General features: G+C 69.6%; 10 protein-coding genes. 3 read left to right on the top strand and 7 right to left on the bottom strand.

Annotated features, from left to right (window positions below):
• Position 1: 1 nt before the first annotated feature.
• On the top strand, positions 2–1678 hold the full coding sequence (locus EII34_RS03695; RefSeq protein ID WP_464115342.1) for an ATP-binding cassette domain-containing protein: 1677 nt from the start codon (positions 2–4) through the stop codon (positions 1676–1678).
• A 3-nt stretch (positions 1679–1681) separates the two neighbouring features.
• Here the strand turns inward: EII34_RS03695 and EII34_RS03690 are convergent, their stop codons facing one another.
• The 7 genes from EII34_RS03690 to EII34_RS03665 form a co-directional block, all read right to left on the bottom strand.
• On the bottom strand, positions 1682–4279 hold the full coding sequence (locus EII34_RS03690; RefSeq protein WP_124843057.1) for a LysM peptidoglycan-binding domain-containing protein: 2598 nt from the start codon (positions 4277–4279) through the stop codon (positions 1682–1684).
• A gap of 22 nt (positions 4280–4301) precedes the next feature.
• Complete coding sequence (locus EII34_RS15880) at positions 4302–4478, bottom strand: hypothetical protein (RefSeq protein ID WP_185711159.1); 177 nt, start codon at positions 4476–4478, stop codon at positions 4302–4304.
• 80 nt (positions 4479–4558) lie between these two features.
• Positions 4559–5443 (bottom strand): hypothetical protein, encoded by an 885-nt coding sequence (locus EII34_RS03685; protein WP_124843055.1) that lies wholly within the window; start codon positions 5441–5443, stop codon positions 4559–4561.
• Entirely contained in the window at positions 5440–6294 is an 855-nt protein-coding gene (locus EII34_RS03680; protein ID WP_124843053.1) for a type II secretion system F family protein, read from the bottom strand. Before EII34_RS03680 ends, EII34_RS03685 begins: the two co-directional genes overlap by 4 nt.
• Entirely contained in the window at positions 6282–7709 is a 1428-nt protein-coding gene (locus EII34_RS03675; protein WP_124843051.1) for a CpaF family protein, read from the bottom strand. Before EII34_RS03675 ends, EII34_RS03680 begins: the two co-directional genes overlap by 13 nt.
• Positions 7710–7714: 5 nt before the next feature.
• Positions 7715–8494 carry a hypothetical protein gene (locus EII34_RS03670; protein ID WP_124843049.1) on the bottom strand — a complete coding sequence of 260 codons (780 nt, stop codon included), beginning with the start codon at positions 8492–8494 and terminating at the stop codon, positions 7715–7717.
• The gene (locus tag EII34_RS03665) at positions 8494–9093 is read right to left on the bottom strand and encodes an SAF domain-containing protein (RefSeq protein WP_185711158.1); all 600 of its coding nucleotides are present in this window, start codon (positions 9091–9093) and stop codon (positions 8494–8496) included. Before EII34_RS03665 ends, EII34_RS03670 begins: the two co-directional genes overlap by 1 nt.
• A 275-nt stretch (positions 9094–9368) precedes the next feature.
• Between EII34_RS03665 and ptsP the strand changes: the two genes are divergently transcribed.
• Positions 9369–11954: a phosphoenolpyruvate--protein phosphotransferase gene (gene ptsP, locus EII34_RS03660; RefSeq protein WP_260425041.1), complete on the top strand. Its 2586-nt coding sequence runs from the start codon at positions 9369–9371 to the stop codon at positions 11952–11954.
• Between the two features lie 10 nt (positions 11955–11964).
• Complete coding sequence (locus EII34_RS03655) at positions 11965–13797, top strand: PTS transporter subunit EIIC (RefSeq protein WP_221620189.1); 1833 nt, start codon at positions 11965–11967, stop codon at positions 13795–13797.
• Positions 13798–14003: the final 206 nt, after the last annotated feature.

Genomic DNA, 14003 nt, shown 5'->3' with positions numbered 1-14003 from the left:
CATGCTGGACGCCTCGGCGGCCCGGGAGGTGCGCGAGGCCGTGCGCCGGGTCGTCGAACGGAACCGGGCGACCCTCGTCGTGGTGGACCACGACATCGCGGGCTGGGTCGGGATCGCACGACGGCTCGTCGTGCTCGAGCGGGGAAGGGTGCGTCTTGACGGTCCGCTGGACGACGTCGTGGCGACGCACCGCACCGAGTTGTTGGAGCTCGGCCTGTGGGTTCCCGGGGCTGAGGCGCCCGAGCCACGACGGATCGAGCTGGCGGCCCCATCCACCCCTCGGGCCCTGACGGCCCATGACCTGCGGGTCCTGCGTCGGCCTGCGCTCAGTTTCCACACCACTCGACGTCCCGCCCGGCTCGTGCTCGATCGCGTGGATCTCCGCCTGGATCCCGGTGAGCTGGTCGCCCTGCGCGGTGAGAGCGGCTCGGGCAAGAGCACCCTCCTGGCAGCGCTGATCGGGCTGGTGCCGCTCGAGGCGGGGGAGATCCGCCTCCAAGGAGTGTCAGGGGAGCCGAGACGGTGGTCCTCCGTCGAGTTGGCCTCACGGATGAGCTGGGTGCCCCAGTTCCCGGAGGCCCTCGCGGTGGGGGAGACCGTCCTGGACTCCCTGTTGGCGAGCGTTGACAGGTTCGGGTGGCCGCGCCAGGAGACGGAGGTGCAGGCCCGGGCCCTGCTCGCCGCCCTGGGGTTGGCGGACCTGGCCGGACGGGCCCCGCTGAGCCTCTCCGGCGGGGAGCAGCGGCGGCTCGCCGTGGCCTGTGCGGTGCTCCACGCGCCAGCCGTGCTGGCCCTCGACGAACCGACGGTGGGGCTGGACCGGCATTCCTGGGCAGCCGTGGTCGGGCTCATCCGCTCCGCCACGAAGGCCGGGACCGCAACCGTCGTCGCCACGCACGACGAGGCCCTGGCGCATCGCGCCGACCGGGAGCACCACCTGACACCGGTGCCGACGTCCGGGGAGGGCGACGTGACCCCCACCCGTGGTCTGCTGGGACGCGCCGGACCGCTGTCCCTGCTGGCAGGGGCCGTGCTCGTCACCGTGTCGGGGCTTGCCGCCTCAGGGGTGGTCCCGCTGCTCGCCGCCTGCACGGTGATGGTGGTGCTCGGGGCGGTCATGACGGGGTTCCGCTTCCACCCGGCCCGATTGCTCCCGGCCGTGGTCGCCGTGTTGTCGGTGGCCTGGTCGAACTGGGTCCTGGCCTCCCCGCCCGATGTCGTCCCCGCGCTGGAGGCGGCTCTGCGGGTGGCCTTCATCGTGGTGCCCGGAGTGGTGGTCGCGAGTTTCCTCGACCCGACGGGCCTCGGTGACCACCTGGGGCGACGGCTCGGGCTTCCTGCCCGCCCGGTGCTGGCCATGACGGCGGCGTTGCGCAGGCTCGACGAGTTCGCAGCCCTGTGGCAGGAGTTGGCCGGGGCGCGTCGGGTCCGGGGGCTCGGGCCGACCCGGGGGCTCGTCAGCCGTGGCAGGTACTGGGCCGGTCTCTGCTTCACCCTGCTGGTGGAGTCACTGCGCAGGGCCGGACGGCTCACCGTGGCGATGGACTGCCGTGGCTACTCGGCACCGGGTCCCAGGACCTGGCTCGGTGAAGCGCCCTGGACCCGCTCGGACACCGCCGTGGTGCTGTGTGCGGTGACCATGGCGGTGGTTCCTCATCTGGTACGTGCCCTCGGTTGAGGATCACGACGAGGTGGTCAGGCACTGGCTGAGGGCCTGCTGGATGATCCGTACCGTGGACTCGGCGAGGTCGCGGCCCTCGGCCCGGGCCGTCCGCGTCAGGTGCAGCACCTCCTGGTCGACTGCCGTCCGGTCCCCCTGCGCGGCCCGCAGCAGGATCCGTCGGGCGGTCAGTGCCTCGTTGTCCGGCCCGACGAGTGATCCCTGCGCCAGTGCCCACTCAGCCGCCTGCAGATCCCGCTTCGCCAGGCAACGCTCCGCCAGCACCACTGCCGCGTCGGTGATCATCGCCACCATGTCGCAACGCAGGGACTCCGCCCATCCCCACTGGAACTCGTACCCCGCGAGAGGGGCTCCCCGGACCAGGGCAAGCGCCTCGGTGAGCGCTGCTTCGCTGGCCTGGTTCACCCCACCGGCCAGCAGTGACTGGAACCTCTCCCAGTCGCTCGAGACGGTGCTTGCCAGTTGTATCCTCCCGGAGTAGGCGTCCGGCAGATGCTCTCCGCCGGAGGAGCGTCCCAACCAACCGCGCAGGCGTGACATCACCGACCGGCGGGTTCCCTCGGCGATCATCAGCCCCTCCCGCATCTGGGTGGGGGTGCATCCGGGATGGGCCAACAGCCAGGCACAGACCTCGAGGCAGCGTCCGATGCTGCGGGAGGGTGGCTCGCCGTCACAGGCCACCAACTGGGCCTCCCCCAGGAGCAGCAGGGTTGGGGAAGACGGTTTCGGGGGCATCCTCAGCTCCTCCGAGATCGGGCTGCTCAGCAGCGGGGCGATGTTGTGGGGGCTCCACCAAGGAGCGGGCTCGGTCCCGGGGTCGTTGCTCGCCGCGAACAGACCGACGAGGGCGTGTCGTGCAGGTGCCTGCAGCAGCTGGGGGGTGAAGGCCCCGCCGGGTACCGCTTCGGCCCTCGTGCCGGAGAGCAGGTTCACCAGGCGTCCCGGTCCGCTGTTGCCGCCATCGTCACTCCCGCGGGCCGCGACCACGCCCACCCCGGCCCGGCCACGGGCGTACAGGGTGCTGATCGTCGCGCACTCGGCCGAGGAGAGGGGGACACAGAACAGGAAGACGGTCGGGGCGAATCCCGGGGCACGGTCCGGGTCCTGACGGGCCGAGGAGAGCGGTTCGCCATCGAGGGCGGCCAGTCGGTTGCCCACCAACCGTTCGAGCCGCTCCAGACCCGCTGTGGTGTCCTTGACATCCGTCAGGCGTGGATCATCGAGCGCAGTCGCCCAGGCCTCGTCGGCCATCACCATCACCACCTCGACGTCGTGCGACCACTCAGCGCACAGCAGGCTGGTCAGGAGAGCCGCGGACAGGGACTGGAGCTCCTCGGCGCGACCCTCCAACCACAACGGTTCCGACTCGAGGTCGCACCACAGCTCCTCCTGCTCGGTGTCCCATCCCAGGAGCACGGCGGTGGGAGCCAATTCCTCCGCCGGGGCCTCGGGTTCCTCGGCGGCCAGCAGTCCCAGGGCGGCCCAGTGCCTGGACAACTCGCCGGCCGTGCTGGGGACACGGCGCCCCACCTCACGTTGTGCCAGCGAGATGCGGCGTCGTGAGGCCAGTGCGACGGCCAGGCCGGCCCCGAGCAGGGCGCCGACCGGGCCGAGCACCTCGAGGGCAGGGGAGGCCGGGGACGGTGCGGTCGAGACATCCGCATGCCGGGGGGAGTCCTCCACGCCGGGGCTGACCTCCGTCGTCTGAGCCGACGCCTGAGGCGGGACCGGGGGGGAAGGACTGGCCTGCGGGATCTCCGGAGGGGCCTGTGGTCCAGGTGGCACGGGTGGTTCCGGAGCGGTCGGGGCACCGGCACCCGGCAGGGTGAGGGTCCAACCCACGTCGATCTCATCCGGGTCGGCCACCAGATCCCGGTTGGCCTCGTGCAACCTCGGCCACTGCTCGGGATCACCCAGGTGCTCCTCGGCGAGTTCCCACAGGGTGTCACCCGGCACCACGGTGACCGTGGTCGGCAGCAACAGGACGCTGTCGGGGACCAACTCGGCCTCGGGGTCGAGCCCCGGGTTCGCCGCGACGATCTCCCGCCAACGCTCACCACCGCCCAGCTCACGGGTGGCGATGTCCCACAGTTCATCCCCCGGTGCCACCGTGTACTGCCGCCACCGCTGGGGTGCCCCGGTCCTCTCGATGGCACCCCGGTCGTTCGTGGTTCGGTCGTCACGAGGTGCCGGAGGTGGTGCCGTCGGGGAGGTCTCAGGAGCCACGACGGCCGTGGGGCCGGGAGCCCCAGGTGTCGTGGCATGTGCGGTGGCGAGTGGGGCCAGCGCGGCGGCGACCAGCACCGAGACGACGGGGGCCAACCAGGAGGTGCCGGGGAGCCGGAGCCGGACCCGCCCCTTCGAGAGCTGACGAGCCGCCTCGGCGACGACACTCCACGCGAACACCGCCCAGGCGAGCCAACCGACCAGGGTGAGCAGGGTCATGGTCAAGGTGCCGTCGTCGGGCTGCAACCAGCGATTCCACAGGGCAGGTGACAGCCCCGCCAGCTGTCCCCACCGGAGCAGCAACCACGGCACACCCACCACGATCCCCGTGAGACAGAGGATGGCTGCGAGTGAGGCCACCAGGCGCTTCAACTCAGCTCCTTTCGTGCGTGCCCTACGGCAGGCGGGACTTGACGTAGGCAGTGACCGCGGTGACGATCAGGGCCGCGATGGTCACGGCGCCGGCCAACAGGATCGCGTTCTCCGTGGACTGGGACAGGCCGCGCTCATCGCGGCTGGGCAACCGCAGGCGGCTGAGCAGGTGCTCCAGGAGGATGTCAACGGGGGTCATGGTTCTCTTCCTTTCACTCACATCATGGGCACGTCCCGGCCCGGATGTTCTTTTTCCACAGGGTCATCTCCCATGCCTTCTCATGGGCCGATCAAGGCCAACAGAGGAGGGATGATGAACGACAGCCCGAGGGCCAGGGCCGGTATCGTCATCCAGATCGTCAAGCCCTCGGCCTCCTGCTGGGCACGCATCAGGAGGCGGGCGTTGTGCCCCTCCCGCAACTCGGCCACCCGGGCCAGCAGGGTGTCGGCAAGGGCCGCACCCTGCTCCTCCAGACGCATCACGTCAGCGAAGTCACGCAACTCGGGCAGCTCCCACTCCACCGCGATGCGTTCGAGCTCCCGCCACGGCGACGACTGCTCGAGCCGAGCCTTCTCCAACCCGGTGCCGATGCGTCGGAACAGAGGTGCCGAGGACAGCCCGGCGGCACTCGTGGCCGCCTGGCTCGCAGAGGCGTTGGCGAGCCGCTCCAGCACCACCAGGTCGAAGAAGGTGTACAAGGATTCCGCCGTGGCCCGGTTGGCATCCCGCTCCCCACGGGCCAGCCGCCAGTCGGCGATGAAGTAGCCGGCCACCGCCAGGAACGGACCGAGCAGCATCGGCATCACGGGCGGTGGACTGCCCATCGCCGCCGACGTGGCCGCCCACACCAGTGGGAGCAGCAACCCCGTGGTCGCCCACACCAACTTCTCGGTGAAGAAATCCGCCACGCTGCGTCCGGAACGCGCCAGCAGCCGCTCCTGTGTGGGGGTCACGGGCATCCTCAGGGTGCGATGGAACCAACTCCCCACCGTCTCGAGTCCCTGCGGTGTGGTGCTCGGTTCCCCCGAGGTCTCGGGCCACTGCGTGAGATGGGACAGCGCACTGGCCAGGCTCACGGGTCGGCGCATCAGACCCAGACCGGTGAGGAACAGCCCGGACCCGACGAGCATGCCGATGCAGCACGCCAGTGCCCACGTCGTCATGTCCGACCTCCGAGGAAGCGGGGCCCACGGCTGGGACGCATCCGATGGCGCAGGAGCACCAGGGAGCCGACGTAGAGCGTCGTGACGCCGAGGGCCAGCGCCTGCCCCAGCGGGGTTGAGTAGGGTGCGAAGTAGCCCGGCGAGAACAGCGCCATCCCCGCCAGGATCACCGTGGTGATGGCCACCACCTGACGCACCACCGTCAGGGGCTTCGCACGTTCCGTCGCCATGGTCCGGGCGTCCCGGAGTCGCGCCCGGGTGTTGTCCGTCAAGGCCTCCAGCAGTGCCCGGGAACCCGTGCCGCCCCGGTCCGAGGCCATCGCGAGCGCAGCCAGGGGAGCATCGGTGTCAGGGGAGCCGAGCTCGTCGGCCATGGCCAGCAGGGCATCGCGGGTGTTCCACCCCAGGTCGATCCGCTGGGTCAGCCGTTGCAGTGGCACCTGCAACCTCTCCGGGGCCTGTCGGGCCGTGGAGAGGATGGCGTCCCGCACGGACTTCCCCGTCCCGATGGAGGGCCCGAGCAGTCGCAGCCAACGGTCGATGGCGGCCAGGTCGGCCACCTCGTCGTCGTGTGGAGCGCTCAGGGCGAAGGGCACCCCGATGCCGATCGCCGGAACGACGAGTGCCATGACCGGCCACCCGGAGAGCACCGCCGTTGCCAGCCCGAGCCCCGAGACCAGGCCGACCCACAGTCGCATCCGACGACCGATCCGGGACCAGCGCCGGGCCAGGCCGCCACCCTCGGAGGGCTGCCGGGGCGATGGTGGCGCACTGCGTCGCGCCCCGGTGACCACGAGCAGCACTCCCGCCGTCACGAGCACCCCACACCCGGCCGCGGTCAGCGCTCCCATGACGGCCTCGCATAGCGGGAGAGTTCCCGGGCCAGTTCCGCTTCAGGGGAGAACCGGGCGGGTGGTCCGCTGGTGTAGACCAGGTGCGTGCTGGGCCGTCCTGCCTCGACCGCCCCGGTCAGGTGCCGGATCTCGCTGACGAATCGCTGCCGGAGTCCGCCACGCCAGGTGTCGTCCTCCAACCGGACGTGAACGATGAGATCGATGTGGTGGGCGATCTGTCGCATCGCCTCGGCCACACCGAGCACACCACCCTGGGCCACGCGTGCGGCCAGCCGGTCGATGGTGGATGACGCCGAGTGGGAGTGGGTGGTGGACAGGGTCCCCGCGCCGGAGACCATCGCCTCCATCATCGCCCCGGCCTCCGCGCCCCGCACCTCGCCGACCACCAGGCGCGACAGGTTCTGGCGGAGGGCCTCGGGGATGAGATCCGCGACGCTCCAGTCGCCGACCCTCCTGCCACCGATCTGCTCGCCCATCCCGGAACGCGCCTGCAACGCCAGCATGTTGCGTCGGTTCGGCTGCAGATGGGTGAGCAGCTCGAAGTCGGTCTCCAGGGTGCCGAAACGCTCGTTGTCAGGGATCTCCGCGATGAGTGCCCGCAGCAACGTCGTCTTGCCCGCGCCCTGGTCCCCGGAGATCACGATCGACTTGCGTGCCAGAACGGCCCGGGACAGGAAATGTGCCACCTCCAGGGGCAGCATCCCTCGCAGGGAGAGGCCGTGGAGATCGACGGAGGTGAAGGTGTGCTGCCGGATGATCACGCTCGGCCGATGACTGAGACCGAACCCGATCGCATGGAGCCGGAACTGGCTCCCCAGGGCCAGGGTCATCGTGGGATGGGCGTCGTCGAAGGGGCGGGGCGGCGATGCGGTCTCACCCAGGAAACGCACGATCTCGATGAGTTCCTCGTCCGATTCCGCCACGGGTGGGTGAGTCACGCGACGACCATCGGGGTACTGCACGACGACGCTGTCCCAGCCCGAGATCTCGATGTTCTCCGCCTCCGGGATGGACAGCACCGGGGTGAGTCTGCCGTAACCGAAGATCGCATCAGCGATGGCCTCGGCGTAGCGCCCTTCCAGCTCGAGGGACCACAGGGCCGAGCCCTGTCTACCGAGCTGTTCGACGTGGGAGCGCACCACGGCACGGATGATGGAGCGACCCTGGATGCGCCGGTCCTCCTCCGGCATGGGAACCCCGTGCTGCTTCCCCCATTCCTCGCGGGCCTCGGTGATCTGTTCCACGGCCTGACGTCGCAACGCCACGACCAGCTTCCAGTCGATCTCCTCCTTCACCGACGGTGGCAGGGGCGGGGCTCCTCGCCGGGGCTGGTTCGGGCTGCCTCCGCCGGGATCCCCGAGATCCGCGAACGCCCCGGCCAGGGTGGGCAGTTCCGTGACGTGGTTCGACATCGGTCTCACCGCCTCACCGCCGGGAGCTCGACGTCGGTCTCCCGGCTGATCAGGGCGGCGGCATCGGTGAAGGCCTGCATCAGCCGTGATCGGTGGAACCCACGAGGTGTGGGTTCGCCGTCGCTCAGGACAGCGGCCTCCCTCGGTTGCCAGGGCAGGCAGACCACGGGGAGCTGGAACTCGGCTGCCACCTCCGTCGCCACGTAGGGGCGGCCGGGGCCCACCAGAGCGAGCAGGAGGGGGCGTTGCCGCGGGGTGCGCTCCAGGTCCGCCTGCAGTGAGGGCAGGTACAACCGCGAGGCGGCGAGGGAGCGCAGTGAACTGCGGCTGACGAACAGCACTGCGTCCGCGGCGTCCACCAGATCCGGGGGCAGGCCGTCGGCCCCCACCCGTCCGGCATCGACGACGACGGTCACCTGGTTGTCCCCCAACCAGCGGAAGCCGTTGGCGAGGTCGGCCCACACGTGGTCGAACAGCCGGACCGCCTCGGGGCGGTTGAACCCCGGCAGGAAGCGGCGTTCCGGAGGTGGGTCAGGGATCAGCGGAAGGCTGAGGGGAAGGAGCTTCGGTCCGAGGACCTCGGCGTGTCGTACCGCGAGTGCGACGGCTGACAGCCCGGTGTTGCCGAGGGGTACACCTTGCAGGTGTCCGGCGGAGATGCTCTGGGACGGGTCGCGGTCGCAGTCGGCCAGCAGCACGGCGCCGGGCCAGGTCAGGGCCAACCCCAGGGCGGTTGTCGTGACCCCCGGTGCCCCGGGGCCACCGGTGACCAGGATGATCGACATCAGCCGCCCTCCACCGTGTAGAGGGCGACCTGCTCCTGGGCGGACAGGGAGGCCACCCGTGCGGCCCGGTCCCGGGACACGGCGATGTCGAGCACCTTGGTGGAGTGGTCCTCCAGCAGCTGCGGTGCGGTGACGACCACGGCATCAGCCACCACGGTGCCGTCGTTCAGGTCGACCAGTTGCACGCCCTGCCCCGGGACCAGTTCCTTGGACGGGACGCGTCCGGGGCCGAGCACCAGACCGACGACGGCGGAGTCCTCCGGGACGGGAAGGGCGCCGAGCAGACGGGGTGCGGGGAAGGCGCCTGCCGGAAGGTCGTACCTCGCGGTCCTGCCGATGAGGGAATCCAGGTCGGAGGCGGGGAAGAACTCGCCCAGGCCCACCGGGGCCTCGGCCACCTTGAGATCGGTGGCGTCGATGACGTCACCGCGCACCACGTCCGTGGTCATCACCACCGCAGGGCGGCTCTCGTGCGTGGCGTTGTACAGTGCCGCAGCTCCGAGACCGCCCAGCACCACGAACAGCAGGCCGAGGGCGATGAGCCGTGGGCGACGCTGCCGACCGGCATGGCTGGGTGGTTTCACCACTGGATTCGACATCTCTGTCTCCTGTCTGAGGTGGCAGTAAGGTAAGCGCAGTCCGGGACGAGGCACGCTGGTAGCCGAAAAGGTCGGCCAAACGGCCGACGGATCTGAAGGTCTGTGGAGTCGATCCGGGTCTGTCCACAAGATGTCTTCCGCCCGGGGTTGAAGACGGCTAGGGTGGCACCAACTCGCGGGAAGTGCTGGGCGGCCTCTCCTGCACGCAGGCACCGGGTCCATCAGCCCTTCCTGAGGGAAGTACAGCGTCGTTGCTCTCCTGGAAGGAAGCTGTCGTGACTGAAGACCAAGCCCCTCGGGTGGTCCTCCTGGCACCCATGACCGGTGTCATGGTGCGTATCGAGGACGTGCCTGACCCCGTGTTCGCCCGCAGGATGGTGGGTGACGGGTTCTCGATCGACCCGTTGGAGGGGCGGCTGTGCTCGCCCGTCGCCGGTGAGGTCGTGAACGTCCAGCCATCACGTCATGCCCTCACCGTGAGGAGTCCCGAGGGCCTGGAGATCCTCATGCACATCGGTCTCGACACCGTTCAGCTCGGTGGCGACGGGTTCACGGCCAAGGTCTCGGCCGGGGAACGGGTCGAGGCCGGGCAGACGCTGATCGAGTTCGATCTCGACCAGGTCGCCCGCAGTGCCAAGTCCCTGCTCACCCAGGTGGTGGTCAGCAACGTCGAGCTCGTCGAGGCCATCACCCCGGCCACAGGGCTGGTCACGGCGGGTCGGTCCGAGGCGGCCACCGTGACGTTGGCCGCGGTCGAGGGTGAGGGTGGCCCTGCGGTCGGTGGGGTCCAGGCCTCCTCCGAGGCCCTGCTGGTGCCGAACCCGACCGGCCTGCACGCCCGCCCCACCGCCACCCTCGTCGCGATGGCGAAGAAGTACCGCTCGGACATCCGGCTGAGAAGGGGTGAGGACTCCGCCAACGCCAAGTCCATCGTCGGGATCATGGCGCTGGCCGTCGCCTGTGGCGAGAAGGTGGTCGTCACCGCACACGGCCCCGACGCGCACGAGGCGGTCGAGGAGCTCTCCCAGGGCATCCAGGAGGGCCTCGGTGAGGAGATCCCACTGCTGCCGAGCGGCGGTGTGGTCGGTACCGACGACACCACGGCGATGCCCGCCATCACCGAGCCCGTGGCGGAGCCGGTCGGCCCTCGGTCCGGGGACTGGAACCTGCTGCTGGGGGCCTCGGCCTCCCCGGGACTCGGGATCGGGCGTGTGGTGCAGCTGCGTCACGAGGACATCCAGGTGGAGGAGACCGCGGAGGACCGGCACAAGGAACGGCGCAAGCTCAACGCCGCCATCGACCGGGCCCTGCTCGACCTGTCCGCCCTGGAGAAGCGGCTGGCCGACGAGGCGTCGCAGGACAAGGCCGACATCTTCGCGGCCCACCAGGAGATCCTGGGCGACCCGGAGCTGCTCGACCTGGCCGCATCCGGCATCGACAAGGGCAAGTCCGCCGCCTTCGCCTGGCGGGCCGCCTTCAACACCTTCGCCGACCAGCTGGCCGGGCTGAAGAACGAGATCCTGGCCGGCCGGGCCGGGGACGTGCGGGACGTCGGTCAGCGTGTGCTGGAGGAACTCACCGGTCAGCGTTCGAAGCGGCAGGAACTGCCGGAGAACACCATCCTCATCGCCGAGGACCTCACCCCCTCCGACACCGCCCAGCTGGACCGCAGTCGCGTCGTCGGGTTCGCGACCACCGGCGGCGGGGCCTCGAGCCACGTGGCCATCATCGCCCGTTCCCTGGACATCCCCGCCGTCGCCGGCATCGAGGGACGCGCCCTGGACATCGCCGACGGGATCCTGGTGGTCCTCGACGGCACGAAGGGCACCCTGCGCACCGGGGTCTCCGACGAGGAGGTGGCCCAGCTGCGGGAGCGGCAGGCCAGGATGGCCGAACGCAAGGCGGTCGAGGAGGCCGCCAAGGACGAGCCCGCCATCACCAGGGACGGTCATCGGGTCGCCGTCGTCGCCAACATCGGCGGGGTGGAGGATGCCGTCCAGGCCATGGGCAAGGGCGCGGAGGGCGTCGGCCTGCTGCGCTCCGAGTTCGTGTTCATGGGTCGCGGCACTGCGCCGAGCGAGAGTGAACAGGAGCAGATCTACACCGACTGTGCCCGGGCGTTGCAGCCGGGACAGCCCCTGGTGATCCGCACCCTCGACGTCGGCGGGGACAAGCCGCTCGCCTACCTGCCGATCCCCGCGGAGGAGAACCCGTTCCTCGGTGTGCGGGGCATCCGGGTCGGACTGGAGCAGCCGGAGGTGCTGCGCACCCAGATCCGGGCCGTCCTCAAGGCCTCAGGAGCCGGGGCGAAGCTGCACGTCATGTTCCCGATGATCGCCACCATCGAGGACTGGCGCGCCACCAAGCAGATCTTCGACGAGGAGCGACAGAGGACGGCCCCGGTGGCCGATGTCAGCGTCGGCATCATGATGGAGGTGCCCTCTGTCGCGGTGATGGCGAGGCAGTTCGCGGCCGAGGACGGCTGCGACTTCTTCAGCGTCGGCACCAACGACCTGACCAGCTACACCCTGGCCATGGACCGGGGACATCCCAAGCTGGCCAGCCAGGTGGATCCCTGCAACCCGGCCGTGCTGAGCCTGATCGGTCAGGCAGCCGAGGCCCTGCACGCCCACGGCAAGTGGCTGGGGGTCTGCGGTGGGGTCGCCTCCGACCCGCAGGCCGTCCCGATCCTCGTCGGCCTGGGTGTCGATGAGCTCAGTTGTTCCATCCCGGCGATCCCTGCCGTCAAGGCAGCGGTTCGTGCCTGGGACCTCGCGACGTGCCGTCAGCTGGCCGCACAGGCCATCGGCTGTGGCACACCGGCCGAGGTCCGCGCCCTGGTCCCCGTCGATGAGTTCTGAAGAGGCTGACATGAGCACTGCATCCGAGATCGTCGCCGCCGTCGGCGGTGCCGACAACATCAAGTCACTGACGCACTGCGCCACCAGGCTCCGTTTCGAGTTGGTCGATGCCAGTGGCGTCGACCAGGACCAGGTGGAGTCCATCAAGGGGGTGATGGGGGCCGTCCCCCAGTCCGGTGACCGCTTCCAGGTCATCATCGGTGGCGCGGTGGCCACCGTCTTCCAGGAGATCAACGCGCTGCCGGAGATGGCCGACCGCACACCGATGAGCGATGCCGACGTCAAGGCCGCGGCCCGTGCCAAGGCGCGCGGCAAGGTGGCGTGGCTGGACGCCTTCTTCGAGTACCTCTCGGACAGCTTCCGTCCCCTGCTGGGCGTGCTGCTCGGGGCCTCCCTGATCCTCGCTGCCGGCGCGGTGCTGGACGCCTTCGGGGTCTTCGACTTCCAGTCCCCCGACAAGGCCGCGCCGTGGGTGTTCCTCGATGTGATGTGGCGGGGCGTGTTCTACTTCCTGCCCATCGCGGTGGCCTACAACGCCGCGAAGAAGCTCGACGTGGACCCGTGGCTGGGTGCGGTCATCATGGGGTCGTTGCTCACCCCTGAGTTCATCCAGCTCGGTTCGAAGATCTACCCCGAGACCGGGGAGGGCACCGGGTTGTTCACCCAGATGATCCGTTACGCGGAGACGACCTGCACCGAGAACCTCACCCTCGGCAAGGAGTTCTGCACCGTCAACATCTTCGGCCTGCCCCTGCAGCTCAACGACTACGGCGGCCAGGTCTTCGTGCCCCTCCTCATGGCGGCCCTGCTCGCGGTGGTGTACCGCTTCCTGAAGCGGATCTTCCCGGAGAACGTCCAGATGGTCTTCGTGCCGTTCTTCTCGATGATCATCATGGTCCCACTGACCGCCTTCCTGCTCGGCCCCATCGGGGTCTGGGCGGGCAACGGCATCGGTGACGGCCTGGCCTGGCTCAACACCCACGCCCCGATCGTGTTCGCGATCCTGATCCCGATGGTCTACCCGTTCCTGGTGCCGCTGGGCCTGCACTGGCCGCTCAACGCGCTGATGCTGCTCAACATCGACAACCTGGGCTACGACTTCATCCAGGGTCCGATGGGAACGTGGAACTTCGCCTGCTTCGGGGCGACCGCCGGTGTGCTCTACCTGGCCACGAGGGACAAGGACGCCACGATGAAGCAGACCGCGACGGGTGCATTGGCCGCCGGTCTGTTCGGCGGCATCTCCGAGCCCAGCCTCTACGGCATCCACCTGCGTTACAAGCGGATCTACCCCCGGATGCTCGTCGGCTGTCTGGTCGGTGGCATCACCATCGGAACGCTCAGCATGCTGTTCACCACCGGTGAGGTGCGTGGGGTCACCACGGAGGCCTTCGCCTTCACCTCGCTGTTCACCATCCCGGTGTTCAATCCGATGTGGATCTACGTCATCTCGATCGCCGCGGCCTTCGTCGTCGCGATGGTGCTGGTCATCATCTCCGACTACCGCACGCCGGAGCAGCGTGAGGCCACGAGGCGGGCCGCCGAGAAGACCAGTGGCGAGCCCGAGCCCCGGGTCATCGTCGTCAGTGACGTGGAGACCAACCAGGCCCGGCAGTGGCTCACCGCACTCGGTGGCGAGGCCAATGTCCGCGCCGTCGAGCCGATCGCCGAGACCCGTCTGCGGGTGGAGGTGGCCGACGACTCCCTCGTCGACGCCGAGGCGCTGTCGCGTGCCGGTCTGCCCGGGCTGGTCCAGGTGGGGGAGAACACCTGGCACCTCGTGGCGGGGCTGGAGGCCGCGCAGTACGCCGAGGGCATGAGACGACGCCTGGCCTCGGTCTGAACAGGACATGCAGGGGGACCCGTCACGGCGGGTCCCCCACCTGTGTCCATTGACTTTTGGACGACGTCAACTTCTGGGCACATGTCTTGATAGGTTGAGCAGGGCTGCGGTGCCGGTTGGGCGTCACAGCCAACAGATCGCCGAGGGGAAACGGCGATCTGTCAGGGCCAGGTGGGCCCGCACAACTACAACCCTTTGAGGACAAC

The sequence above is a fragment of the Arachnia propionica genome (assembly GCF_003859805.1).
Lineage (GTDB): Bacteria > Actinomycetota > Actinomycetes > Propionibacteriales > Propionibacteriaceae > Arachnia > Arachnia propionica_C.
Note: the sequence above shows the minus strand (reverse complement) of the source record. Positions and strands in the feature narration are given on the sequence as shown.

Bases quoted from the DNA above. Each gene is read 5' to 3' on its own strand.
- EII34_RS03680 (WP_124843053.1), bottom strand. From the start codon at position 6,294: ATGGGAGCGCTGACCGCGGCCGGGTGTGGGGTGCTCGTGACGGCGGGA.
- EII34_RS03695 (WP_464115342.1), top strand. From the start codon at position 2: ATGCTGGACGCCTCGGCGGCCCGGGAGGTGCGCGAGGCCGTGCGCCGG.
- EII34_RS03685 (WP_124843055.1), bottom strand. From the start codon at position 5,443: ATGACGACGTGGGCACTGGCGTGCTGCATCGGCATGCTCGTCGGGTCC.
- EII34_RS03670 (WP_124843049.1), bottom strand. From the start codon at position 8,494: ATGTCGATCATCCTGGTCACCGGTGGCCCCGGGGCACCGGGGGTCACG.
- EII34_RS15880 (WP_185711159.1), bottom strand. From the start codon at position 4,478: ATGACCCCCGTTGACATCCTCCTGGAGCACCTGCTCAGCCGCCTGCGG.
- EII34_RS03675 (WP_124843051.1), bottom strand. From the start codon at position 7,709: ATGTCGAACCACGTCACGGAACTGCCCACCCTGGCCGGGGCGTTCGCG.
- EII34_RS03665 (WP_185711158.1), bottom strand. From the start codon at position 9,093: ATGTCGAATCCAGTGGTGAAACCACCCAGCCATGCCGGTCGGCAGCGT.
- EII34_RS03655 (WP_221620189.1), top strand. From the start codon at position 11,965: ATGAGCACTGCATCCGAGATCGTCGCCGCCGTCGGCGGTGCCGACAAC.